Source organism: Bradyrhizobium sp. MI1.7 (assembly GCF_055811795.1).
The window spans coordinates 13,856-33,868 of record NZ_JBVVPO010000026.1 but is presented as its reverse complement, the minus strand read 5'-3'; the positions used below and the strand labels follow the sequence as shown (position 1 = coordinate 33,868).

At 64.0% G+C, this 20,013-nt stretch carries 23 protein-coding genes and 1 pseudogene; 6 read left to right on the top strand and 18 right to left on the bottom strand.

Annotation, left to right across the window (positions count from 1 at the left end; all coding sequences use genetic code 11):
- Positions 1-135: 135 nt before the first annotated feature.
- The 4 genes and pseudogenes from AC0L3X_RS23050 to ku form a co-directional block, all read right to left on the bottom strand.
- Positions 136-1,284, bottom strand: coding sequence for a PAS domain-containing sensor histidine kinase (locus AC0L3X_RS23050; RefSeq protein WP_354100342.1), 1,149 nt, complete (start codon positions 1,282-1,284; stop codon positions 136-138).
- Positions 1,285-2,073 carry an alpha/beta fold hydrolase gene (locus tag AC0L3X_RS23045; RefSeq protein WP_162479159.1) on the bottom strand — a complete coding sequence of 263 codons (789 nt, stop codon included), beginning with the start codon at positions 2,071-2,073 and terminating at the stop codon, positions 1,285-1,287. It lies immediately after the preceding gene.
- An 82-nt stretch (positions 2,074-2,155) separates the two neighbouring features.
- Positions 2,156-2,569: a response regulator gene (locus AC0L3X_RS23040; RefSeq protein ID WP_162479031.1), complete on the bottom strand. Its 414-nt coding sequence runs from the start codon at positions 2,567-2,569 to the stop codon at positions 2,156-2,158.
- 164 nt (positions 2,570-2,733) lie between these two features.
- A pseudogene (gene ku / locus AC0L3X_RS23035) lies at positions 2,734-3,659 on the bottom strand (non-homologous end joining protein Ku).
- 387 nt (positions 3,660-4,046) lie between these two features.
- On the opposite strand from ku, the gene AC0L3X_RS23030 reads away from it, so the two are divergent.
- Positions 4,047-4,295 (top strand): hypothetical protein, encoded by a 249-nt coding sequence (locus AC0L3X_RS23030; protein ID WP_354098432.1) that lies wholly within the window; start codon positions 4,047-4,049, stop codon positions 4,293-4,295.
- Between the two features lie 680 nt (positions 4,296-4,975).
- On the opposite strand, the gene AC0L3X_RS23025 is transcribed toward AC0L3X_RS23030, so the two are convergent.
- From AC0L3X_RS23025 to AC0L3X_RS22990, 8 genes are all read right to left on the bottom strand, one after another.
- On the bottom strand, positions 4,976-5,764 hold the full coding sequence (locus AC0L3X_RS23025; RefSeq protein ID WP_231145663.1) for a 3-hydroxybutyrate dehydrogenase: 789 nt from the start codon (positions 5,762-5,764) through the stop codon (positions 4,976-4,978).
- Positions 5,765-5,847: 83 nt separating this feature from the next.
- Positions 5,848-6,639, bottom strand: coding sequence for an acetoacetate decarboxylase (locus AC0L3X_RS23020; protein ID WP_231145664.1), 792 nt, complete (start codon positions 6,637-6,639; stop codon positions 5,848-5,850).
- A gap of 35 nt (positions 6,640-6,674) precedes the next feature.
- The gene (locus tag AC0L3X_RS23015; protein ID WP_162479036.1) at positions 6,675-7,826 is read right to left on the bottom strand and encodes a DUF3734 domain-containing protein; all 1,152 of its coding nucleotides are present in this window, start codon (positions 7,824-7,826) and stop codon (positions 6,675-6,677) included.
- A gap of 225 nt (positions 7,827-8,051) precedes the next feature.
- Positions 8,052-8,552, bottom strand: coding sequence for a hypothetical protein (locus tag AC0L3X_RS23010; protein ID WP_162479037.1), 501 nt, complete (start codon positions 8,550-8,552; stop codon positions 8,052-8,054).
- Positions 8,553-8,565: 13 nt separating this feature from the next.
- Entirely contained in the window at positions 8,566-11,730 is a 3,165-nt protein-coding gene (locus AC0L3X_RS23005) for an efflux RND transporter permease subunit (protein WP_473316805.1), read from the bottom strand.
- Complete coding sequence (locus tag AC0L3X_RS23000) at positions 11,727-12,800, bottom strand: efflux RND transporter periplasmic adaptor subunit (RefSeq protein ID WP_231145666.1); 1,074 nt, start codon at positions 12,798-12,800, stop codon at positions 11,727-11,729. The genes AC0L3X_RS23005 and AC0L3X_RS23000 overlap by 4 nt, the downstream gene beginning before the upstream one ends.
- Positions 12,797-13,873 carry an efflux RND transporter periplasmic adaptor subunit gene (locus AC0L3X_RS22995; protein ID WP_354098436.1) on the bottom strand — a complete coding sequence of 359 codons (1,077 nt, stop codon included), beginning with the start codon at positions 13,871-13,873 and terminating at the stop codon, positions 12,797-12,799. Before AC0L3X_RS22995 ends, AC0L3X_RS23000 begins: the two co-directional genes overlap by 4 nt.
- A 38-nt stretch (positions 13,874-13,911) precedes the next feature.
- Positions 13,912-14,742 carry a sensor histidine kinase family protein gene (locus AC0L3X_RS22990; protein ID WP_231145668.1) on the bottom strand — a complete coding sequence of 277 codons (831 nt, stop codon included), beginning with the start codon at positions 14,740-14,742 and terminating at the stop codon, positions 13,912-13,914.
- 185 nt (positions 14,743-14,927) lie between these two features.
- Between AC0L3X_RS22990 and AC0L3X_RS22985 the strand changes: the two genes are divergently transcribed.
- Positions 14,928-15,590 carry a TetR/AcrR family transcriptional regulator gene (locus AC0L3X_RS22985; protein ID WP_162479041.1) on the top strand — a complete coding sequence of 221 codons (663 nt, stop codon included), beginning with the start codon at positions 14,928-14,930 and terminating at the stop codon, positions 15,588-15,590.
- Positions 15,591-15,609: 19 nt separating this feature from the next.
- On the opposite strand, the gene AC0L3X_RS22980 is transcribed toward AC0L3X_RS22985, so the two are convergent.
- The 3 genes from AC0L3X_RS22980 to AC0L3X_RS22970 are packed head-to-tail and all read right to left on the bottom strand — an operon-like array spanning position 15,610 to position 17,085.
- The gene (locus AC0L3X_RS22980) at positions 15,610-16,260 is read right to left on the bottom strand and encodes a TetR/AcrR family transcriptional regulator (protein ID WP_162479042.1); all 651 of its coding nucleotides are present in this window, start codon (positions 16,258-16,260) and stop codon (positions 15,610-15,612) included.
- Between the two features lie 8 nt (positions 16,261-16,268).
- Positions 16,269-16,706, bottom strand: coding sequence for a hypothetical protein (locus tag AC0L3X_RS22975; RefSeq protein WP_245289054.1), 438 nt, complete (start codon positions 16,704-16,706; stop codon positions 16,269-16,271).
- Between the two features lie 4 nt (positions 16,707-16,710).
- Complete coding sequence (locus tag AC0L3X_RS22970) at positions 16,711-17,085, bottom strand: hypothetical protein (protein WP_354100344.1); 375 nt, start codon at positions 17,083-17,085, stop codon at positions 16,711-16,713.
- Between the two features lie 77 nt (positions 17,086-17,162).
- On the opposite strand from AC0L3X_RS22970, the gene AC0L3X_RS22965 reads away from it, so the two are divergent.
- Genes AC0L3X_RS22965 through AC0L3X_RS22950 form a run of 4 tightly spaced genes read left to right on the top strand, consistent with a single transcriptional unit; the run spans position 17,163 to position 18,874 of the window.
- Positions 17,163-17,417, top strand: coding sequence for a hypothetical protein (locus tag AC0L3X_RS22965; protein ID WP_162479044.1), 255 nt, complete (start codon positions 17,163-17,165; stop codon positions 17,415-17,417).
- A 1-nt stretch (position 17,418) separates the two neighbouring features.
- Positions 17,419-17,637, top strand: coding sequence for a hypothetical protein (locus AC0L3X_RS22960; RefSeq protein ID WP_162479045.1), 219 nt, complete (start codon positions 17,419-17,421; stop codon positions 17,635-17,637).
- A 40-nt stretch (positions 17,638-17,677) separates the two neighbouring features.
- Entirely contained in the window at positions 17,678-18,238 is a 561-nt protein-coding gene (locus AC0L3X_RS22955; RefSeq protein WP_354100345.1) for a hypothetical protein, read from the top strand.
- 51 nt (positions 18,239-18,289) lie between these two features.
- Positions 18,290-18,874: a PepSY domain-containing protein gene (locus AC0L3X_RS22950; protein ID WP_473316802.1), complete on the top strand. Its 585-nt coding sequence runs from the start codon at positions 18,290-18,292 to the stop codon at positions 18,872-18,874.
- Positions 18,875-19,028: 154 nt separating this feature from the next.
- Here the strand turns inward: AC0L3X_RS22950 and AC0L3X_RS22945 are convergent, their stop codons facing one another.
- From AC0L3X_RS22945 to AC0L3X_RS22935, 3 genes are read right to left on the bottom strand one after another with little or no spacing between them, the layout of a single operon-like run.
- A complete protein-coding gene (locus tag AC0L3X_RS22945; RefSeq protein ID WP_162479047.1) occupies positions 19,029-19,496 on the bottom strand; it encodes a hypothetical protein in 468 nt (155 codons plus the stop codon).
- Positions 19,497-19,530: 34 nt separating this feature from the next.
- A complete protein-coding gene (locus AC0L3X_RS22940; protein ID WP_162479048.1) occupies positions 19,531-19,761 on the bottom strand; it encodes a hypothetical protein in 231 nt (76 codons plus the stop codon).
- Positions 19,762-19,784: 23 nt separating this feature from the next.
- Positions 19,785-20,006 carry a hypothetical protein gene (locus AC0L3X_RS22935; RefSeq protein ID WP_162479049.1) on the bottom strand — a complete coding sequence of 74 codons (222 nt, stop codon included), beginning with the start codon at positions 20,004-20,006 and terminating at the stop codon, positions 19,785-19,787.
- Positions 20,007-20,013: the final 7 nt, after the last annotated feature.

Genomic DNA, 20,013 nt, shown 5'->3' with positions numbered 1-20,013 from the left:
GCCGGCCGTTAATGCTGGGTTGGTGGTTGGAATGGCCCCCGTTGGCGCATAGGCAACGAACGTCAGATGCGCTGGTTCCGCGCTCAGCGTACCATGACACCTCCCGGGCGGCCGGGCTCTTATGGTGCCAGACCACTAGGGACGTAGTGCGCCTTCGCCTTGGAGGGGCATGCGGAAGGTGAACCTAGTCTCCGCTTCGGACGAGGCGACGTCGATCGAACCGCCGTGAGCCTTGGCAATCTCGGCAGCGATGTACAGCCCGAGTCCCAGGCCTTGAGATGGCCCGTGAGCCTTTCCCCGGTAGAACGGCTGAAACAGGCGTTTGCGGGCCTCCTCGGGAATGGCAGCGCCTGCGTTGGCCACCGAGAGTTCGAACATGTCTGTCTTGGCGCTCGCTTCGACCCGCACGGGCTCGTCCGGCGCGCCGTGGCTGATCGCATTGCCGAGCAGGTTCGAGAACAACTGGGCGACGCGGGCGGGATCGCAGAACACCGGGGTCTCGACCTCGAAATTGCTCTCAATGCTGCGATCCGGATGGGCTGCAGCCAGTTCCGCCACGACCTGATCGAGAACGGGCTCGATAGCGGTGATGGCCTTCGACAGCGAGATGCCTCCGCCAAGCCGACCTCGAGCCAGATCCATGACGCTTTCGATCATCTTGGCCATGCGGGCCACGCTGCTCTGCATCATGGCCTCGAGCCGCAGCGCGTCCTCCGGCGTCTTGGCCTTCAGCATCAGCCGCGCGCTGGCCGCGATCGATGCGAGCGGATTGCGCAGGTCATGGCCGAGGACGGCGATGAACTGCTCCCGCAGTTCGGCATTTTCGCGCTCCTGTCGCAGGCGCTCCTCTAGAGCGGTCTTGAGCTCGTCGCTTTCCTTGCGGGCGTCGATCAGCCCTCGCTCATAGCGGCGCCTGTCTGTGGCCCGCATGATCGTCAGGCGCGTGAACAGGAGCGCATCAGCGTCGGTCCGCCGCTCACGCGCGTTGGCGATCGCCGGCAGCCGCGTTCCGGTTTTGGTCAGGAGATCGAGCGCGAACTCGTCGAAGAAGCCCTGCATACGCAGCAGCGGTGCGACATGGGTCTCAAGGAATATGCGCCCCGCCATGTTGAGCAGATCGCTAAGCCGCATCCCGGGAAGGTCATCGGGCTGGTACCCCATCCAGCCCGCAAGGGTCCGATTGGCCCGATCGATACGACCGTCCGGACGAACGGACAGGTAGCCGCAGGGTGCGTTTTCGTAGAGGTCTTCGAAATCGCTGTCGGCAGGATGATTGTTGTTCACTCAGACGAAATCTCGAATTGCGGCGACGACTTCGTCCGGCGCGCTCAGGTTGGGACAATGGCCGGTTGCTTTCAGGACCACCATTTTGCTGTTCGGGATATTGCGCTGGACGAACGCACCTACCTGTTGCCCGGCGATGATGTCTTCGCTGCACTGGAGGATCAGCGTGCGAGCGTTGACCTTGGCCAGGTCCGCGCGGTTGTCGGACAGGAACGTGACCCGGGCGAACTCCTTGGCGATCGCGGGATCCGTACGGCAGAAGCTGTTGGTGAGCTCCTCGCCGAGTTCGGGACGATCCGGATTGCCCATGATGGCAGGCGCCATCTGCGCCGACCAGCCCATGTGGTTCTCTTCCAAGAAGGAAAGAAGCTCCTCGATCTGTTGAGCGCTGAAGCCGCCGACATAGTCACCATCGTCGATGTAGCGCGCCGAAGGCCCCACAAGGATGAGGCTTTCGAAGAGTGTCGGATCCTTGATCGCGGCAAGCACTCCAATCATCGCACTGACGGAATGCCCCACGAATACGGCATCCTTCAGGCGCAGTGAGCGGCCAATCTCGACAACATCGTCGGCGTAGCCGGATAATTTGGAATACTTCTGGCGATCGTAAGCGGCGAGGTCCGAGCGGCCCGCTCCGACGTGGTCGAACAGCACCGTGCTGAAATCGCGCTCGAAAGCCGGTGCCACGAAGCGCCACATATTCTGGTCGCATCCAAAGCCGTGGGCGAACATCATGGCCCGCTCACCCCGACCCCGGACCTGCACGTTGTTGCGGAATTCGACGGACACTTCGACCACCCTTTGCGCGTGAAGCACGGCTTGTTGTTTTGCAGGCAGCCTACGTCCAAATAGCCGCCGGCGCATTCGTTTTCTAGGACGGGAATGACCCTGAACGGGTGAGGAGACCGGATATCGCCTCCACCAATTGCGCGGGGGCAAAGGGCTTGGCCAAGAGGACACTTTGCGGCACGCCGTCAGCCGCCCAGCGATGCGCGCTATCGCCGGAGACGTAGAGGATCACGCAGCCTGGATCGTTCTGCCGCGCGAGACGGGCGAGCTCCCATCCGTCCATCCTGGCGCGGCCCAGATTGATGTCGGTCACGAGCGCCCGCGGCAAAGGGGGCATGCTGAGCAGATTGGTTGCCTCCTCGCCGGAAGCGGCGCTTACGACGCCGTAACCCGCTTCGACCAAGGTCTCTTCCAGCATCTCACGAAGGAGATCTTCATCCTCGACCAGAAGGATTGTCGGTCTTTCTGCGGGGGCTTGGGAATTGCTCAGGTGCATCTCGCATCTCTCATTAAAACGGGCACCCGCAGGCCTAGGAGCAAACGTGCCACGCGCTCCAACGTAGCAAAGGGCGAAGTGTTCACTTTTTCAGCCATCCGCGCCCGAGCGACGAGTCCTTGCAGGAGAATTGCCGGTGTGGGCTCGATAACCACAGCCTGTGGTCAGGCCGATTTCCGCTGCTTGGAGGTCGCGGGCTTCTTTGCCGCTGCTTCCTTCGCCGGTTTTTTGCCGGCGATCGGCATCAGCATTTCCTTCTGTCCGGCCCCCGCCTTCCGCGGCTTCTTGGCCGCCTTGCCCACTTTCGCCGGCGCCGCTTCTTGGTCGACGCTCCGACGCAGCGCCTCCATCAGATTGACGACGTTGGTCGCGGCCGGCTTGTCCTTCGGCGTGATCGGCTTGCCGGCCCGCTTCTGGTTGATGAGTTCGATCAGCGCGCTTTCATAGTGGTCCTCGAACTTCTCCGGCTCGAAGCTGCCCGCCTTCTGGTTCACGATGTGCCTGGCGAGGTCCAGCATATCCTTGGTCACTTTGACGTCCTGGATCTCGTCGAAGTATTCCTGCTCGCTGCGAACTTCGTACGGGTATCGCAGCAGCGTGCCGACTAGGCCCTTGTCCATCGGCTCGAGCGCGATGATGTGTTCGCGGTTGGTCAGCACCACCCGCCCGATAGCGACCTTGTTCATCTCGCGGATGGTCTCGCGGATGACCGCGAAGGCGTCGTGGCCGACTTTACCGTCGGGGCGGATGTAGTATGGGCGGTCAGATAACGCGGGTCGATATCGGACTTGTCGACGAACTCGTCGATCTCGATGGTGCGCGTGGATTCCAACGCGATCTCCTCGAGCTCCTCCTTGGACACCTCGATGTACTGGCCCTTCTCGAGCTCGTAACCCTTGACGATGTCTTCGTTCGGCACCTCGTCGCCGGTATCGGCGTCGACCTTGAGATACTTGATGCGGTGTCCGGTCTGCCGGTTGAGCTGGTTGAAGGAGATCTTCTCGCTTTCCGACGTCGCCGGGTACAGCGCGACCGGACAGATGACGAGGGACAGACGCAGGAAGCCTTTCCAGTTCGCTCGCGGGGCCATGGTTACGCAACGCTCCAAGTACGGGACTTGGACTCAAGACGAACGGGCACGGCCGGTTCCGACATGCCCGTTCGCATCCCCAAGATTCACCCGGAGCCTCCCTGTTGCGCCACGGGAGGGGGAGGGTCTCTTGACTCTTGAGAACAGACAGGGAACATAATAGGATGAACGCTACCTTCGATCAGGCCGGTCCGGCCCCGACGACCTTGAGGCCGCCACCGACCAGGCGATCGCGGCGTGCGGCGGCCACGCCCGGGAGACCGTGAAGGTCCTGCTGATCGCGAACGAGTTTCTGGAGGAGCAGCTGGACCAGCTCCGCTCGACGGTGTCGACCCGGCTACGCCCGGGGACGGCTTCCCAGGGCCCGCGAACGCAAAGACGAGCCAGATGTCTGATGTGACCTACTATGTCGCTCTACCTTTCGTTTTCTCCGACGACGGCGTGGCCGCAGGCGAGGCGGCGGAATGCCTGAGCGCCAACGCCGCGGTCATGCGGGCCGAAGCGCTCTCCCGCAAGCCGGGTTACGCCGGCGCCATCGCTTTCTCCCGGACAGGAGATCCGTCGAGCGGCGACTTCAGCGACGCCAAGCTGATCCGGAAGTTCGGCGACGTGCCGGACGACCTCAGTACCCTATGAAACTCCACCGATCCGGAACGAGATCGCCGGATGCGGGCGAGATCCGCGCCCAAGAGCGCGAAATCCGGACGCTGCAGCGGGAGCGTCGCGACGGCGCCGGCCGGGTTCCTGCTCGAGACGAGCCAGGCCCCGAGTTTTGCCATGAGCTGGGCGGTCTCCGGAGCAGACCCCGGCCGGTTGACCAGGACCCTGCTTCCTACCCGTTTCGTTGCGCGGTCCAATATCCCGAGCAGCGCGCGCCTGCTGCGTGGCCACTCCAGCTCCCACGACCCGCGTCTCGCGTCAGCCTCCCGAACCCTGCTGCGTATTTGTCGTGGACCGTAACCGAGGCGTGAACCGCGCCCGAACGTCCGACGTGCCCGGCAAACTTAACCAGATTGGGATGCGTGACGAAGCCGTCGTTTATGTTCACGGTAAAGCTGTAGGTCGGATCACAGCTGCCGCGCTGCGTGACGAAAAGGAGATTCCAGGATCCATCGTAAAAGGTTCGGGCCTCGGCGGCCGTCGCCATGGTAAGGCACGCACAGCCGACGACGCTCGCGATTAGTCGCTTGTTCATGATCTTCTCTCCAGATGTTTGTTGATGTTGGGTACGAGGGGTCGCAGCTGGAGCACCGCCGCTTGATCTAGCGCAGGTGTTCGCGAGCAATTTTTTTGCGGTCCGCTTCTCAGTCACTCGGCTATGCGGCCGTCCAGCCGCCGTCGACGGAAAGGTTGGCGCCGGTGATCTGGGCGGCGTCCTGGCTGCACAGGAACAGCGCCAGCGAAGCTACCTGTTCCACGGTGACGAATTCCTTGGTGGGCTGGGCCGCGAGCAGGACCTCGCTGATAACCTCATCCCTCCTCATGTTGCGCGTCACCATCGTGTTCGGGATCTGCTTCTCCACCAGCGGCGTCCAGACGTATCCGGGGCTGATGCAGTTGCAGGTGATCTTGGACCGAGCGAGCTCCAGCGCCACCGTCTTGGTGAGTCCGACGATGCCGTGCTTGGCGGCGACGTAGGCCGACTTGAAGGGCGAAGCGACGATCGAATGCGCCGAGGCCGTGGTGATGATCCGGCCCCAGCCGCGCTTCTTCATGCCGGGCACGGCTGCACGGATGGCGTGGAAGGCGGACGACAGGTTGATCCCGATGATCGCATTCCACTTGTCGACCGGAAACTCCTCGACAGGGGCGACGTGCTGGACGCCGGCATTGTTCACGAGGACATCGACGCTGCCGAAGGTGCTTTCCGCCAGCGCGATGAGCTCGGCGATCTGGTCCGGGCTGTCCATGTCCGCAGCCGAATAGACCGCCTTGACGCCAAATTCCCTCTCGATCGCGGAGCGCTCGTTCTCGACATCGGCCCGCGCCCCCATTCCATTGAGCACGACGTTGGCCCCGGCGCCCGCGAAAGCACGAGCATACGCGAGACCGATGCCGCTGGTGGACCCGGTCACGACTGCGACTTTACCTTTCAGAATACTCATTTGGCCTTTCCTTGTTTGATGTGTGAGGGTGCGGCTCGCCGCCGCGGTGTTTCCGGACCTACGCAGCCCGTCGAGCACTTAGGTCAGGTAACCAGAGCTCTCTCGTAGCTCCCGACCGGACGTCGGACCGGCTGCTGCAGATAATCGTGAACGACCTTGCCCAATCCCAGCGTAAGGTCTGCGCGGATGTGAACCGCGGACACGATCTCGAGCACCGGCAAATCGGACACCGGAGCGAGGGCATGGGGCGTCAAGGAGAGAGCGGCGGGTCCGGTCCACGCGCCTTTCAAGACAAGCTGCTCGAGGTGATATTCGACGAGTTCGCAGATCCGCGGGCTGCCGTCGACGTGCGGAATGATCTTGAGCAGGAAGTTCGGCTCCTGCAGCGCGGCCTTCACCTGCGCCACGTCGGCTTCGCGGTGCTTGTATCCCATCGTGCCGGTCGCTACCCGCAGCGGACCGTAATCCAGCGTACCGATCAGCGTATCGAGCTCGGTCCGCAACGTCGGCTGGCCAAGCTTTTTCGGAAAGCCCCAGAGCTCCCGGCCGCCCGCGATCGGTCCCTCATCGTTCAGGAACATGCAGTGGGTGTAGGCGCCCTTGCGACCGCGGAACGACACGGGGATGACTTGGCCGCTCTCCGCATAGTCGCCGAAACCGTTGGAATCCGGCATGCGGATGAATTCGTACTTGACCAGCGCTTCGCGCTCGTCGAGTTCGAGCGGAGCCGGGACGACCGATCGCAGCTTCGCCGGATCGGTCCGATAGGTGATGATCAGGTATTCGCGGTCGACGAAACGATACGGTCCCGGCGGATAGGCCGGATTCGTCAGCGGCATGGCGAACGCACGCCTCACGACTTCACTCTCGCGCATTTGAATTCTCCTGTGACTGGGAAGAGCCGGCCGGCCTATTCGCGACCGTCGTGCTCAAGATCGAACGTGGCGACGCCGTCCGCAGTCGTCGGGCGGGCCAGCACCTCGGGATGCCGAAGGGTGCGCAAGGCATCGTGATAGCCGGCGCGCCAATGGTCCTGCATGGACAGACGGGAAAACTCGTAGTCCTTCGAGTGGCCTTCGTAGTCCCGCGCGCGATAGATCAGGTGGACCAGGCTGTGCACGTTGTTAGAGGCAGCAGTCCTGAGCAGCTTGACGTCTTCCTGCTCGCGCAGGTCTTTCGGCAGCCTGCTCAAAAGAGCCGCCAGGTCTCGCTGCAACCGGTGCAGGCTCTTGAACTGGTCCGTGCTCGCCCGCGTGCGACTGGAGTATTGGATTTCCTTCTGACGAGTGATCACTTCCGCCATGTTGCCCGGGATCTGGCCGCGCGCGCTCCAGAGGTCGACCTGAAACACAAGCGTGTCCTGACGGGCGCCGCACTCGATCACCCACTGCAACGGAGTGTTGGATACGAGGCCGCCATCCCAATATTGTTCGCCATCGATTTCGACCGCTGGAAACCCCGGCGGCAGCGCTCCACTCGCCAGGATGTGCTCCGGCCGGATGGTATGGGTGGCAGTGTCGAAATAGACCATATTGCCGGTCCTCACGTTCACGGCCCCTGCGCTGAACCGCGTCACACCGGCGTTGATGCGATCGAAATCCACGAGACGCTCCAGCGTCGTCTTCAGCGCGCTGGTGTCGTAGATGCTGGTGGCGGCAAGCGTTCCACCCGCTTGCAGCCACGGCGCGAACGGCCGCGCGGAAAAGAATCCGTTCGCCCCGAACACCGCAGCAAAGCCCGCATTCACCTGATTGAGAAAATTGCGAGTGTGATCGCCGTTCATCAGATCGGTGAACGGCGCGTCCAGCGTCACCTGCGTCCAAAACTCGCGGAGCCGATCGACCCGGACGTTCGGCGGATTGCCGGCGATGATCGCGGCATTGATCGCCCCGATCGAAATGCCCGCGATCCAGTCGGGATGGATATCGGCTTCGGCCAAGGCCTCATAGACGCCTCCCTGGTAGGCCCCCAAGGCGCCGCCGCCCTGCAGCAGCAGGGCGATGCAATCGAACGGCAGACGCCGGTCGGCGGTCGCGAGATTTTGTCGAGGCTGAAAGTTCATGGTTCTTGCCCTTGATTTTCGGTTGTTCAAGCCGGCGGCTCGTTCCGCCGGCCGGCCCGCATAGCCAATCATTTAATGAACTATACGGTATAGTTTATTAAATGGTCAAGACACTCGCGTTCACATGCGCGTGCTGGAGCTGATGTGTGCCGGGTGCGGAGTCGTCAGCCACGCCGATCTGTTCGGCGGGCCGACGCGCCCCCAAAGGACGGACTTTCGTGGTCGTCAGTCGCAGACCAGAACGCGACGGTGGCGCGTATAGGTGTAGTAGCAGTCGCTGTCGGACGAGTAGCCGCGTCCGTACGCGTAACCCGCAGCGGCTCCCGCGTAAGCGCTCGCCGCATACGCACCGCGATAGCCGTACCGCGATCCATCGTAACGGCCATAGCCGCCGAAGCGGCCGTAGCCGGCCGATGCGGCACGGGTGGCGTTCGCCGGTCCGCCCCTTCCGACGCCGGCGAGATCGCCGCGCGGCGGAGGTCCGGCACCGAGACGAGGCGCCCCGCCGGCGAGGCCGGCACGCGGCGCAACGCCAGGTCCCATCGGAGGACGAGCCGCAAAGGCCGGAGGGCCCCCGGCTGCCAGCGGCGGCGGACCGCCGGCTGCAATCGGCGGAGGTCCCGCCATCGGGGGCGGCGGCGGAAATTGCGCGAACGCGGCGTGCGTCGACAGCGTCGCTGTTGCGAGCGTCGCGGTGAGCGACAGCATCAGTGTCTTTCGTTTCATGGTGTTCTCTCTCTCAGGACTGGGTTTCGAGGACCGGCGTCGGCTTGGACGCGGGAACGGGTGCCGGCGTCGGCGCCTCCGGACGGGGGGCGTCGTGCGCAGGCACGGCAGGCTCCTCAGCCGAAGTTTCGTGGTCGAGATCGGGCTGAATGCGGAACCAGGCCACGTACAGTGCCGGCAGGAACAACAGCGTCAGCAGCGTGCCGACGATGATGCCGCCCATCATCGCGTAGGCCATCGGGCCCCAGAAGATCTCGCGCGCGATCGGAATGAGGGCGAGACTTGCGGCGGCGGCCGTCAGCAGAATCGGCCGCATGCGATGCTCGGTCGCCTCCACCACGGCGTTCCAGGCCGGGCGTCCCTCCTTCCTGAGGTCCTCGATCTGGACGATCAAGATCACGGAGTTCCGGACCAGGATGCCGATCAGGGCCAGCACGCCGAGGATGGCGACGAAGCCGAGGGGCGCTCCGCTCGGCAACAGAGCCATGACGACGCCGATCACGGCGAGCGGCGCGACAGCGAACACCAGGAACAGGCGATGGAAGCTCTGCAGCTGGATCATCAGCACCGTCGCCATGACGAATAGCATGAGCGGAACGATGGCCACGATCGGCGCCTGGCTCTTGGCGCTCTCCTCCACCGAGCCGCCGATATTCACCGAGTATCCCGCCGGCAGCTCCTTCGTGAACTCCGCCACCTTCGGCGCGAGCTGATCGACCACGGTCTTGGGCTGCGCGGTGCCGACGATGCCCGCCTTCAAGGTGATGGTCGGGATCCGCGCGCGCCGCCAGATCGTCGGCTGCTCGAGCTCGTAACGCAGGTTGGCCACGGCGCCGAGGGGCACGGACTGACCGCCGACGCCCGTCAACTGCAGATCGCGCAGAGTATCGATGGACGCACGTTCCGCCGCGGTCGCCCGTCCCGTGACATTGACCAGGTAGATGCTGTCGCGCACCTGGGTGATCGGCGTGCCCTCGAGCACCGAATTCAGGGTGGTGGCGATGTCCTCGGAGGTCACGCCGAGTTGGCGCGCCTTGTCCTGGAGAACGTCGACCTTGACGACCCGCGCCGGCTCCATCCAGTCGAACACGACGTTGCCCAAATCGGGGCTGCTCCGGACGATCCCGGCAAGCTTCTGCGAAAGATCCCGCAGCTTGCCGATGTCGGGCCCGCTCAAGCGGTACTGCACGGGACGCCCCACCGGAGGACCGACCTCGAGCAGCTTGACGTAGGTGTCGGTGCCGGGGAACGTCTTCTTCAGGTACGCCTCGAACTGCGCCTTGACCTGGTCACGCGCCTTGATGCCGCCCTTGGTCACGACCACCATCTGGCCGAACCAGGTGTTCGCCGTCTGCACGTCGAAAGACAGGACGAAACGCGGCGAGCCGGTCCCGACATAGGTCGACCAGTGATCGACCGAATTGTTGTCCTGAAGCTGTTCGCGCTCGAACCGCGCCATCTGGACGTTGGTGTCGGCGATGGAGGCGTTCTGCGGCAAGTTCCAGTCGATCACGAGTTCGGCGCGGTCCGAGGACGGGAAGAACTGCTGCTGCACGAATTGAAGACCGAACAAGGCGACCAGGAAGGCTGCGGCAGTCACCGAGATGGTCGTCCAGCGATGATGCATGCAGAACAGAAGCAGACGCGCAAACATCTGCGCCACGCGGCCCTTCTCTCCATGATGGCCCTTCATTTTGGCGGGCAGGATCGTGACGCCGAGCAGCGGCGTGAACAGCACCGCGACGATCCAGGACACGATCAGGGAGACGGCGATCACCACGAAAAGCGTGAAGGTGAACTCACCGGCATTGCTGTTGTTGAGCCCGATCGGGATGAACCCGGCCACCGTGACCAGCGTGCCCGTCAGCATCGGAAACGCGGTCGACGTATAGACGTGGGTTGCGGCCTTCTCCAGGGGCTCGCCGATCTCTAGCCGCGCCACCATCATTTCGACGGCGATCATGGCGTCGTCGACCAGCAGGCCCAGAGCGATGATCAGCGCGCCAAGCGAAATTCGCTGAAGCGAAATCCCGGCATAGGCCATCACGACGAAGGTGATGGCGAGCACCAGCGGGATCGCGACGGCGACCACCAGGCCTGCGCGCAAGCCCAGACTGAGAAAGCTGATGCCGAGCACGATGATCACGGCCTCGAACAGCGCTTCCGTGAAGCCGGAGACGGCATGCTCGACGATGACGGGCTGATCGGCGACCTGGTGAACGCCGACGCCGATCGGCAGGTCGGCGATGACCTTCGTCATTTCCTCCTTCAAGCCCTCGCCGAAGTGAAGCAGGTTGGCGCCGGACTTCATGCCGATGGCAAGCGCGATCGCGGGCTCGCCGTTGTACCTGAACAACGTCTTGGCCGGATCCTCATAGCCGCGCGTGATGGTTGCGACGTCTGTCAGGGGAAAGAAGCGGTCGTTGATGCGGAGGTTGACCGCCTTCAGGCTTGCCTCCGAGGTGAACTGGCCGTTCACCCGCACGCTGATCCGCTCCGGCCCTTCCTGGAACACACCGGAGGGCGCGACCGCATTCTGCCCCTGCAGCGAGGTCATGATGGCGTGGACGTCGAGTCCGAGGGCCGCGATCTTCCGGGTCGAGAATTCGAGATAGATCACCTCGTCCTGCGCGCCGAGAATGTCGACTTTGCCGACGTCCGGCACGGTCAGCACCTTGGCGCGGATGTCTTCGACGTGATCGCGCAGCTGACGCTGGCTCAAGCCGTCGCTGGTGAACGCGTAGATGTTGCCGAACACGTCGCCGAAGCGGTCGTTGAAGCCCGGCCCGATCACCCCTTGCGGAAACTCGCCCTTGATGTCCGCGATCATGTTGCGGACCCGGATCCAGGTCGGTTTCACGTCGGCGGCCTTGGTGGTGTCACGCAGATAGACGAAGACGGTGGTCTGGCCCGCGACGGTGACGCTCTTGGTGTAGTCGAGCGATTCCAGCTCTTCGAGCTTCTTCTCGATCCTGTCGGTGACCTGCCGGGTCATTTCCGCGGGCGAGGCGCCCGGCCACTGCGCCTGGATCACCATGGTTTTGATGGTGAAGTCGGGATCTTCCTGCCGGCCCAGCTGAAGGTAGGCAAACAGTCCCGCCGCCATGAAGGCGATCATGAAATACCAGACGAGCGAACGATGACTGAGCGCCCAGTCGGAGAGGTTGAACGACTTCATGGCTTCTGATCCTGTTCGATGCGGACTTGTTGTCCTTGCTTGAGGCTGTGGATTCCGGCGGTGACGACGCGGGCGCCGGAGGCAAGACCGCCGATGACCCGGAGACCCGCGGGATCGGCAACGACATCGACCTTTTGCAGCGAGGCGGTGTTGGCGGTCTGATCGACGACCCAGACGAAATTTGCGCCCTCCTTGGCGAGCAGCGCCGAGGCAGGAACGTGCAGGGCCCGGGGTTGAGCCCTGTCGAGCCTGGCGGTCACGGTCGCGCCAAGCCGAAAGCTGTCGGGGGGACTGTCGAGGGCAATCCGGACGCGCCGCAATCGGGTGACCGCATCGGCTTGGGGCGCAATCTCCCGGACGGTCCCCTGCACCTGAACAGCGGGAAGAAGCTGCAGGGAGACCGTGAACGGCAGCCCGATCTCCAGCGGCGGCGGAAAGTCCTCGCCGATATCGACGACGGCTTCGCGAACGTCCGGCCGTGCGATCGTCACCACCGTTTGACCAGGGGACACCACCTGGCCGACTTCTGCGCCGATCGCTGTGACCACGCCGGCGAAGTCGGCCTTGATCTGCGAATAGCCGAGTTGCTCCATCGCCTTCGTCAGATTTGCCTGTTCGCGCGCTACCGTTGCTTCGCCGCCGGCGCGCGCCTGCTCGGCATTGTCCAGAGTCTGCTTCGTGGTGGCGTCGGTGGTGATGAGCGTCCGCTGCCGTTCTTCCGTCGCTCGAACCGTCGCGAACTGCGCCTCGGCCTTGGCAAGCTGTCCTTTGGCGGCGCGAACGGCGAGTTCGAGGGCCGTCGCGTCGATGGTGCCGATCGTCTGTCCCTCATTGACGAGATCACCGACGTAGACGGGACGGCTCGTCAGGCGTCCCAGCACGCGGAAGCCGAGATTGGTCTTGTAGCGCGGCTCGATGACGCCCACCGCGACCGTATCGGCGGAATGATCGGCTTCGAGAAGCATCGATTGGACGGGACGCGTGGGCTCGGGCGCCTTCGCTTCCTGCTGACATCCGGCAACGGCAAGCGCGCATGCCAGTGCGCCCGCCATAGTCACGGGGCTCGTCATGAGTGATCTCCTTCGTAAGTCACGGGCTGGCCAACGCTCAGGAGCTTGCCGCCGTCCACCACGACTCGCTCGCCCGGCTCGAGACCCGCCTTGATCAACACTTCGCCGGCCTCGTAGCCACCGACGATCACCGGCTTCAGGGAGGCGATCCGCGTCGCCGGATCGACGGTCCAGACCGCAGGCCTGGTGCCCGCCGCCATCAAGGCGCTCCATGGCAGGGCGACCTGCCGCTCGGCCTTTACCTTCACCGTTCCCGCGACGGCGCTTCCAAGCGTCATCGTGACGGGCGGAGCTTTGATCGCCACCTTCACCCGAATGGTCGAACTCCTCGGATCGACGGCCGGAGAGATCTCTCGAACCTCGCCGTTCGCGGTCACGCCCGAGTCGGCCACCAGCCTCAACGAAACGTCGCCGCCGTCGGCATTTCCAAGGAACATCGACTCGTAGACATCGAAGACCGCGTCCCGTTCGCCATCCTGCGCCAACGAAAAGACCGGCTGCGCCGCCTGGACGACTTGACCGGTCTCTAGGTTGCGGGCGGTGACGACGCCGTCTGCCTCGGCCCGCAGCGCGGTGTAGCCGAGGGCGTCCTTCGACGTTCCCAGCAACGCTCGCGCCGATTCAAGCGCGCCCTCCGCGGTTCGCAGTCCTTCCTGCGCCTGGTCGTAGGCAGTCCGTGTGGTGAAGCCGCTTGCGATCAGCGACTTCTGGCGCTCGAAAGTCGTCTTCGCCACACGCAGCTGGGCTTCGGCCGCCAGCACCGCGGCCGTCGCGGCGTCGACATCGGCCTCCTGCTCGGCGGGATCAAGGAGCGCCAGCACTTCGCCCGCCTCGACGTGGGTCCCGACTTCGACGAAGCGCGCGATCACACGCCCGCTGACACGGAACGACAGATCGGCGCGGAAGCGAGACTGGACTTCCCCGGTCAAGGTGAGGGAGGCTTGCCGATCCTTCGGCTGCACGATTTCCGTGCGCACGAAGGCGGGGCGTGCGGCGGGAGCGGCCGCGTGATCGTCGCAGCCCGCGAGCGCGGCTGCGGCGAGCGCGAGCGTCAGTCCGCCGATGGGCTTCATCGAGCGCTTCTCACGGACGAATTTCGGACAGGGACGTTTCATAGCGCGACCATGCGGTTGGGGGGTGAGAACAGCTGACCCAAGGGATCGGACGGTTTCGGATCCGGCTTGGCTGCAACGGGATGATTGGCCTGGTGCGAGACCGCGGCAGACGGGGTAAGAGACGCGGTGTCGGCCGCCTCGGCCTTGAGGGACCGCGTCAGCCTCATGCGGCGCGTCGCCATCCCCCAATTCGTCTGCCGCTCTCGCTCGGTCAGCGGAAACGAGAGAACGACCGACGTGAACTCGGTGCCGAAACCCTGCTCGATCCGGCCGCCCAGGCTCCTGGCCAGGTCGTTGTCGATCCGAACGCGCCGTCCGGCATCCGACCGCACGGAACGCGAGCCGTTGTCCAGCACGACGCAGTTCACCAATGCGCCGCGACGGGTCAGCTTGACCTTGATCTCACCGGCACGCGCATCGAAACAGGCGTGTTTGGCCGCCGTCGCGATCAGGTCATGGACGATCAGACCCAGCCGCCAGCACCGCTCCGACTGAAGGGGGACGCACTCGGTGTCGAAGATCAGCTGAATCCTCATGCCGTCCAGTCGGGACCGGCGCATCGCGCAGCCCAACTTATGGACGTGCGCTGCGGCATCGACGAGGGCTTCGCCCTGAGGCCGCGCGAGCATCAGATGCACTTCGGCATGTCCGTGCAGCAGGGAGGCCACATCGTTCAAGACGGCCTTCGCTTCGGCCCCTTCGGCCCGGACGATCGCAGCCGAGACCAGATCGAGCGCCGAGGCAACGCCGTCCGCGACCCTGTGATGCGACTCCCGCAACAGGACGCCTTCCGGCAGACGATGCGAATCTTGGCTCAAAACCAGCACTGCGTTCTCCTGAAGTGGGATCGGATGATCGGCCTCGGCGCGAAGGCTCTTGCGGCCCCGATCACCCGAAGGCGCTGCAAAGCGTTAATCAAACTATACCGTATATTTTCTTTTTCTTGCCTTTCAGTGCCGCCTATGTCAAGTGGCTTCTGCGTACGCACAGACTCGTGATTGGGAGACCGTCGATGACGAAGAAGACCACCCCGAAACGGGGCCGGCCGGCGAAGGAATTCGCCGGCGATGTCCAGGCCCGGATCCTCGATGCGGCACAGCAGCTTTTTCTCGACAAGGGCTACCGCAGCGCCAGCATCGACGACATTTCCGAACTGGCCCCTGCGAGCAAGCCGACGATCTACGCGCATTTCCAGGGCAAGGAGGCGCTGTTCGCGGCGGTGGTGGCCCGGACCATCAGCGGCCTGTCGGATTTCGAAGGCTTCGAGCCGGAGGGCCGCACCCTGCAGGACAAGCTCATGAGCCTGGGCACCGCGATCGTGGAGAAGGTCATCGAAGAATCTCTGGGGATGGTTCGCGCCACCATCGCGGAAGCGCAGCGTTTCCCGGAGTTGAGCCGCAACGTCCACGACGCCGCGCGGGATCGTTCCGTCGGCGCCATTTCTCAGCTGCTGAACGAGACGACCCAGAAGGTCGCACGCGCACCGAAAGGTCCCTTCACGGGCAAGCGCAGCATCGCCACCGCTCAGATCTTCCTGGATCTGATCCTGCTCCCGATGCTTTTCCGTTCACTGGTGGGAGAAACGCCGAAAGACTTGCGACGGGAGTTGCCGTCTTTCGTGCGGGAACGCGTCCGGTTTTTCCTCTCGGCGTGCGAGGCGGATTGGACGCCTTGAACCGCACCTTCGCCAGCCCCTAGGCGCGGCACGTCGCGCGGTAGTGCAGCGGCTGGCTGGCGACCTGCGCCGGCGCGGCGCTGCGGAGCGCGCCCGAGCAGAAGCTCATCATCTCGTCGAAGGCCGCCCTACCAGCCATCGTTCTCATGCGCGACGGATCGAGGTACGCACCCATTGCCTCACACGTGCAGCGAGCCAGCGCCGTCGGGCTCCCTGCCCGAAACTCGCCACTCGCCTGCCCGGCCGCGATGATCGACCGGACCAGGCCGCGGACCGTGTCGGCATGGGACAACACGACCGGCCAATCCGCTTGTCCTGCTGCAATCACCAGCTCGTGCAGCCTCGCATCGTGCGCCAGCCTATGTTCATGCCGCTGGCAGATCGCCCAAAAAGCGGCCTCCAGGCGCTCTTCGCCCGAGACACCGCTGCGGGCCTCGATTCCCGCATCGGCGCACATCTCGCCGAGGAGTCCTGCCACCACGGCCTCCTCTACCGCCTGGCGGGAAGGAAAGAACCGATAGATATTTGCCGGGGACATGGAGGCGCTGCGAGCGATGTCCGCAACGGTCGTCTTCCGATAGCCGATGGCCCGGTACAGTCGAATGGCGGCCTGCACGATTCTTTCGCGAGGGCACGGCGATCCGCCCGGGGATGCCTGGCTGTTGTTCATCTTCGGGCTCAATGCGGCGGAATTGCCTGCACCTCGCGCCGGCAAGCCTCGCCGAATTCACGCAGCGGATCCATCTCCTCGAGGAAGCCCGGCAGGTCGACAAACGAGGTGTTCGGTGCCAGGTAGGTCTCGATGATCAGCCGTCCCGCCCGCTCTGCGGCATGGACCACCTCGTCGTCGGACAGTATCCGCATGCGCCCGATCAGCGCATAGAGATTCACCAGTGCCGGAATCTCGGATTTGTCGCTGGTCAGCGCGTCCGCATACAGCCGGGACGCCTCCTCGATGAAGCATCGATACAGCTTTTCACGTTTGACGAACGCGTGAGCATGATGGCGTTCGCGGACCCTCCGACGGCGGGTCGCCCACCCCGTGACGATCGTGGAAATCGCTCCGAAGGCCGAGCCTCCGAACGCGGCGAAAGCGGGGAAATAGATCGTGTTCATGCGATCAGTCCTCATCTTTTGCGCCGCGATGCCGACGCGCTTCCATCGTTCTGATCGAGGCTGCAGCGGCGGCTGCCTGGTCGAAGACGGCCCCGCAAGCTTCGCTCAGGTCCGACCTTCTTTGCCGAAGACAGGCTTCCACACCGGTGGGGTCGGGAATGTAGCCGATGCACAGGCGAAACGCGTCAGGCGCGCAGGCGGCCCTCTGCTCGGCCGTGCCCCGGCCCTCCTGCGCGAACGCCGCACTGGCCACTGAAACTAACGTCACACCGACGAGCGCTACTCGCTTCCTAAACATATCCGACCCTTTCACCGGTTGATTCATTCGACGGCGCAGCGTCGCTCGGCCCGAAGCCCCGCGGCCGAGCAGCGCGAACACGCGCTTGTGAGTCTCTGCACTTGACACTTTCGCGACCTATGCGAAATATACGGTATAGTTTATTTAATGGTGGAACGATGTCAAGCCTGCTGTTGACGCTCGCAAGGGAAAATCCCTGGCCCGGAATCGCACTCGCATCTCTCAATTTCATGGTCGCCTTGTCGCTCGTGGGCATGAGCCTGCTGCTGACGGTGACCATCGCGGCACTCGCCTGGCTTCACGAGCTTGCCGACCGGGAGCCCGCGCCCCTGCGATGTGGCGAGCCGACCGGGCTCCGGATGCCTTCGACGACGCTCGGTTGCACCCCACGACAATCCTGGCGGTATTTCTGACATGCTCGACGTGATCGAGGTCTTCGACGTCATGCGCCTGGATCCGGCCACCGGCCATCCGGTGTGGACCGGTCTCACGGGCACGCGGACGGCCCTCAAGCGGGACGGGCACGAGATCTATCCGAAGGCCACGGCCTATTGCCCGATCGAATGGATCGACGAGCGCGGCTATCTCGATGCCCAGCTCGCGCGACGGCATCCGCGGCCCTGGGGGATCTGACAATGAGAAGGTCTCGCGCCGTGTCCAGGATCGGGCTGCCATGAGCAGGAAATCCATGCTGTCCCGGAGTGCGAGCGGCCTCGTCGAACCGGAGCTACCCCTGCGGGGCTATTTCCTCTGGGTCGGAGGCGCGCTGCTCTTGCTGCTTCTGGCAGCCGGTTGGGCGCTGCCTGCTCCTGCGCCGAGCCCACTTACGGACGCGCATTCTGCGCTGCCGCCGATGCGGATCCGCTCAGACACAAAGGGACCGGAGGCGGTCGTCATCGATACCAGCGGGCTTGAACAGCGCGCGAGACCCGCCGAGCATGATATGGCCGCCGAAGCTCCATCCCGGCTGTCCGAAGCTCACCTCGAAAGTGGTGACGAGACTCCGACGCAGCCGACTGATCTGCGCCTTCGGCAAAGCCTGGCTCAATCGGAGCCTGACGTTCACGACCACGCAGGCGAAACCGCCATCGCGGCGCGAGAGCGCAAACGCGATCGAGCCCATCCCGTAAAACGGCGGCACGCTCCGCATCCTGCTTTCGCAAACGGCGACGGCGCCTGCGGTTCCTCGATCCGCGAGCGCCGCGACTGCCGGTACGCGTGGGCGCCGAACTAATCCCCAGCCATGAATGATAACCATAGGACTTATTCGATGCCAAAAATACAGTTGCTTGCCCTCCTGTTTTGCTCCGCGGTCGTGACCGGGACGGGGGCGATGGCCGACATCACTCGGGCTCCTTCCGACGCGGCACGGCAAAGCGCCGCCGCGCAGGACGATGTCGATGAAGCCACCATGCGCCGTGTGCTCGAGCAGTTCCATGCCACCCGCGTGCCGCTGGATCAGGCGATGACGATCGCCGAGCGCCTGCACGACGGCTCAAGGACCGCTGACGTCAACTTCGAGATATCCGGTCCGGCCGTCTACCGCGTGCGCACGATCAAGAACGAGCATATCTACGAGAATGTGATAGATGCCAGCACCGGAAGCGTGTCGCAGCGCGAGGTTGCGTCGTCCTTGAAGGAGCTCGATCGAGAAGATCTCGCCAACGTCGTCGCCCTGAAATGGATCAAGCAGGAGCTGTCCGACGCGGTACGGGTCGCGGAGAAAGCGGCGGAGGGAAAAGCGCTCGCTGGCGGGCTGATGAAACAGGACGACAAACTCAATTTCGTTGTCGTCGTCGCCACCGGTGACCGTTTGAAGGAAGTCCTGCTCGAGCCGCCCAAGGTCGGGCGGCAGCCAACGCACCGCTAGGCCGCTGCACCGGTGGTATGCGATCGTCGACGGCGCGCCTGTGCCGTTCGCCAATCCCCGTCGGCCGGAGCCGAGCTCATCCGCGTGTTCGAAGACGTGCCGGACGATCTGAGTGCGCTCAGAGCGCGAGGCCTACGGAGGAACCCGGTACGACCTACTTGCCGCTGAGGGATAGGCTCATGCGGGTGACGACGTCGTCCCAGGCATGCTCTTCCTCGGCGGGATAGTTGATCAACACGCAATGGACCAGCCGCCCGGAGAAGTTGCAGCGGTCGTAGAAAACCTTGTCCCCCTTGTAGCTGGAAACCGCGAAGAAGCGCGACGTCACGCGCTTGTACTGGATGCGGGAAGGTGGGTGCTTCTTGGCGAGAAAAGCGGCTGGTGAATCGTTCTCGAGGTTGGGCGCAGCCTGGATCGTGAGGTCGGCGCGGCCGTCTGCGGTTCGGAAGCGTTGGCCGTACCCGTCGGGTCGGCCGGCTTCTTCCGTGAAGATCGAGACAGGGAAATCTACCGCGGTGCCGGTCTGCGGAATGGTATACTTGGTCCATCTCACCGGTTGCGCCGAGACCGTCGATGTCGAGGCAGCGAGTGCCAAGGCAAGAGCCGCCATCGTTGCTTTCATTGCATTTCCCTCCGGGTCGCGTTCCGACCCCGTCCTATCCTTCCTTCAGCGCCGATTTGACCTCACCTATCGGCCAGCTTTTGCCCTCCGCGATCACCCGGACCTTTGCGTCTCCGCCGACCAGCATGTGAGAACCGAGATCATCATCAGTTTCCGTTTCGGGCTTCCAGTTCAGCGTCAGATCAAGATCGCCAGGGAACACCTGCCAGCGCGAGCCATCGTCGAGCTCTACGAGGTGGCTCTCGGAGTGCGATCTGATCCTCATCGCGCAGTCCGGGTGCCAGCGCGTTACTTCTGCCCCGATGGCGCTTGAGCGTTCGAGTTGTTCGGATTCTGCTTGTTCGCTTCGTGATGTCCGACCGCGCATCCCGCAGCAGCGCCGAGCTTGCCGTGGCCTGCCATGTGGCCGGCGACACCGCCGACGATGGCGCCCTTGATGCATCCTTTGGCTTCCGCCGGGGACGCCAAGGCGAGCACGGACAGACAGGTGATGGCCAAGATCGCTTTCATGGTCGTT

What these genes read in the sequence shown, in the direction of transcription:
- AC0L3X_RS23040 (WP_162479031.1), bottom strand. Translation starts at nt 2,569, where the DNA reads ATGCACCTGAGCAATTCCCAAGCCCCCGCAGAAAGACCGACAATCCTT.
- AC0L3X_RS23030 (WP_354098432.1), top strand. Translation starts at nt 4,047, where the DNA reads ATGTCTGATGTGACCTACTATGTCGCTCTACCTTTCGTTTTCTCCGAC.
- AC0L3X_RS23025 (WP_231145663.1), bottom strand. Translation starts at nt 5,764, where the DNA reads ATGAGTATTCTGAAAGGTAAAGTCGCAGTCGTGACCGGGTCCACCAGC.
- AC0L3X_RS23020 (WP_231145664.1), bottom strand. Translation starts at nt 6,639, where the DNA reads ATGCGCGAGAGTGAAGTCGTGAGGCGTGCGTTCGCCATGCCGCTGACG.
- AC0L3X_RS23015 (WP_162479036.1), bottom strand. Translation starts at nt 7,826, where the DNA reads ATGAACTTTCAGCCTCGACAAAATCTCGCGACCGCCGACCGGCGTCTG.
- AC0L3X_RS23010 (WP_162479037.1), bottom strand. Translation starts at nt 8,552, where the DNA reads ATGAAACGAAAGACACTGATGCTGTCGCTCACCGCGACGCTCGCAACA.
- AC0L3X_RS23005 (WP_473316805.1), bottom strand. Translation starts at nt 11,730, where the DNA reads ATGAAGTCGTTCAACCTCTCCGACTGGGCGCTCAGTCATCGTTCGCTC.
- AC0L3X_RS23000 (WP_231145666.1), bottom strand. Translation starts at nt 12,800, where the DNA reads ATGACGAGCCCCGTGACTATGGCGGGCGCACTGGCATGCGCGCTTGCC.
- AC0L3X_RS22995 (WP_354098436.1), bottom strand. Translation starts at nt 13,873, where the DNA reads ATGAAGCCCATCGGCGGACTGACGCTCGCGCTCGCCGCAGCCGCGCTC.
- AC0L3X_RS22985 (WP_162479041.1), top strand. Translation starts at nt 14,928, where the DNA reads ATGACGAAGAAGACCACCCCGAAACGGGGCCGGCCGGCGAAGGAATTC.
- AC0L3X_RS22980 (WP_162479042.1), bottom strand. Translation starts at nt 16,260, where the DNA reads ATGAACAACAGCCAGGCATCCCCGGGCGGATCGCCGTGCCCTCGCGAA.
- AC0L3X_RS22975 (WP_245289054.1), bottom strand. Translation starts at nt 16,706, where the DNA reads ATGAACACGATCTATTTCCCCGCTTTCGCCGCGTTCGGAGGCTCGGCC.
- AC0L3X_RS22965 (WP_162479044.1), top strand. Translation starts at nt 17,163, where the DNA reads ATGTCAAGCCTGCTGTTGACGCTCGCAAGGGAAAATCCCTGGCCCGGA.
- AC0L3X_RS22960 (WP_162479045.1), top strand. Translation starts at nt 17,419, where the DNA reads ATGCTCGACGTGATCGAGGTCTTCGACGTCATGCGCCTGGATCCGGCC.
- AC0L3X_RS22955 (WP_354100345.1), top strand. Translation starts at nt 17,678, where the DNA reads ATGAGCAGGAAATCCATGCTGTCCCGGAGTGCGAGCGGCCTCGTCGAA.
- AC0L3X_RS22945 (WP_162479047.1), bottom strand. Translation starts at nt 19,496, where the DNA reads ATGAAAGCAACGATGGCGGCTCTTGCCTTGGCACTCGCTGCCTCGACA.
- AC0L3X_RS22940 (WP_162479048.1), bottom strand. Translation starts at nt 19,761, where the DNA reads ATGAGGATCAGATCGCACTCCGAGAGCCACCTCGTAGAGCTCGACGAT.
- AC0L3X_RS22935 (WP_162479049.1), bottom strand. Translation starts at nt 20,006, where the DNA reads ATGAAAGCGATCTTGGCCATCACCTGTCTGTCCGTGCTCGCCTTGGCG.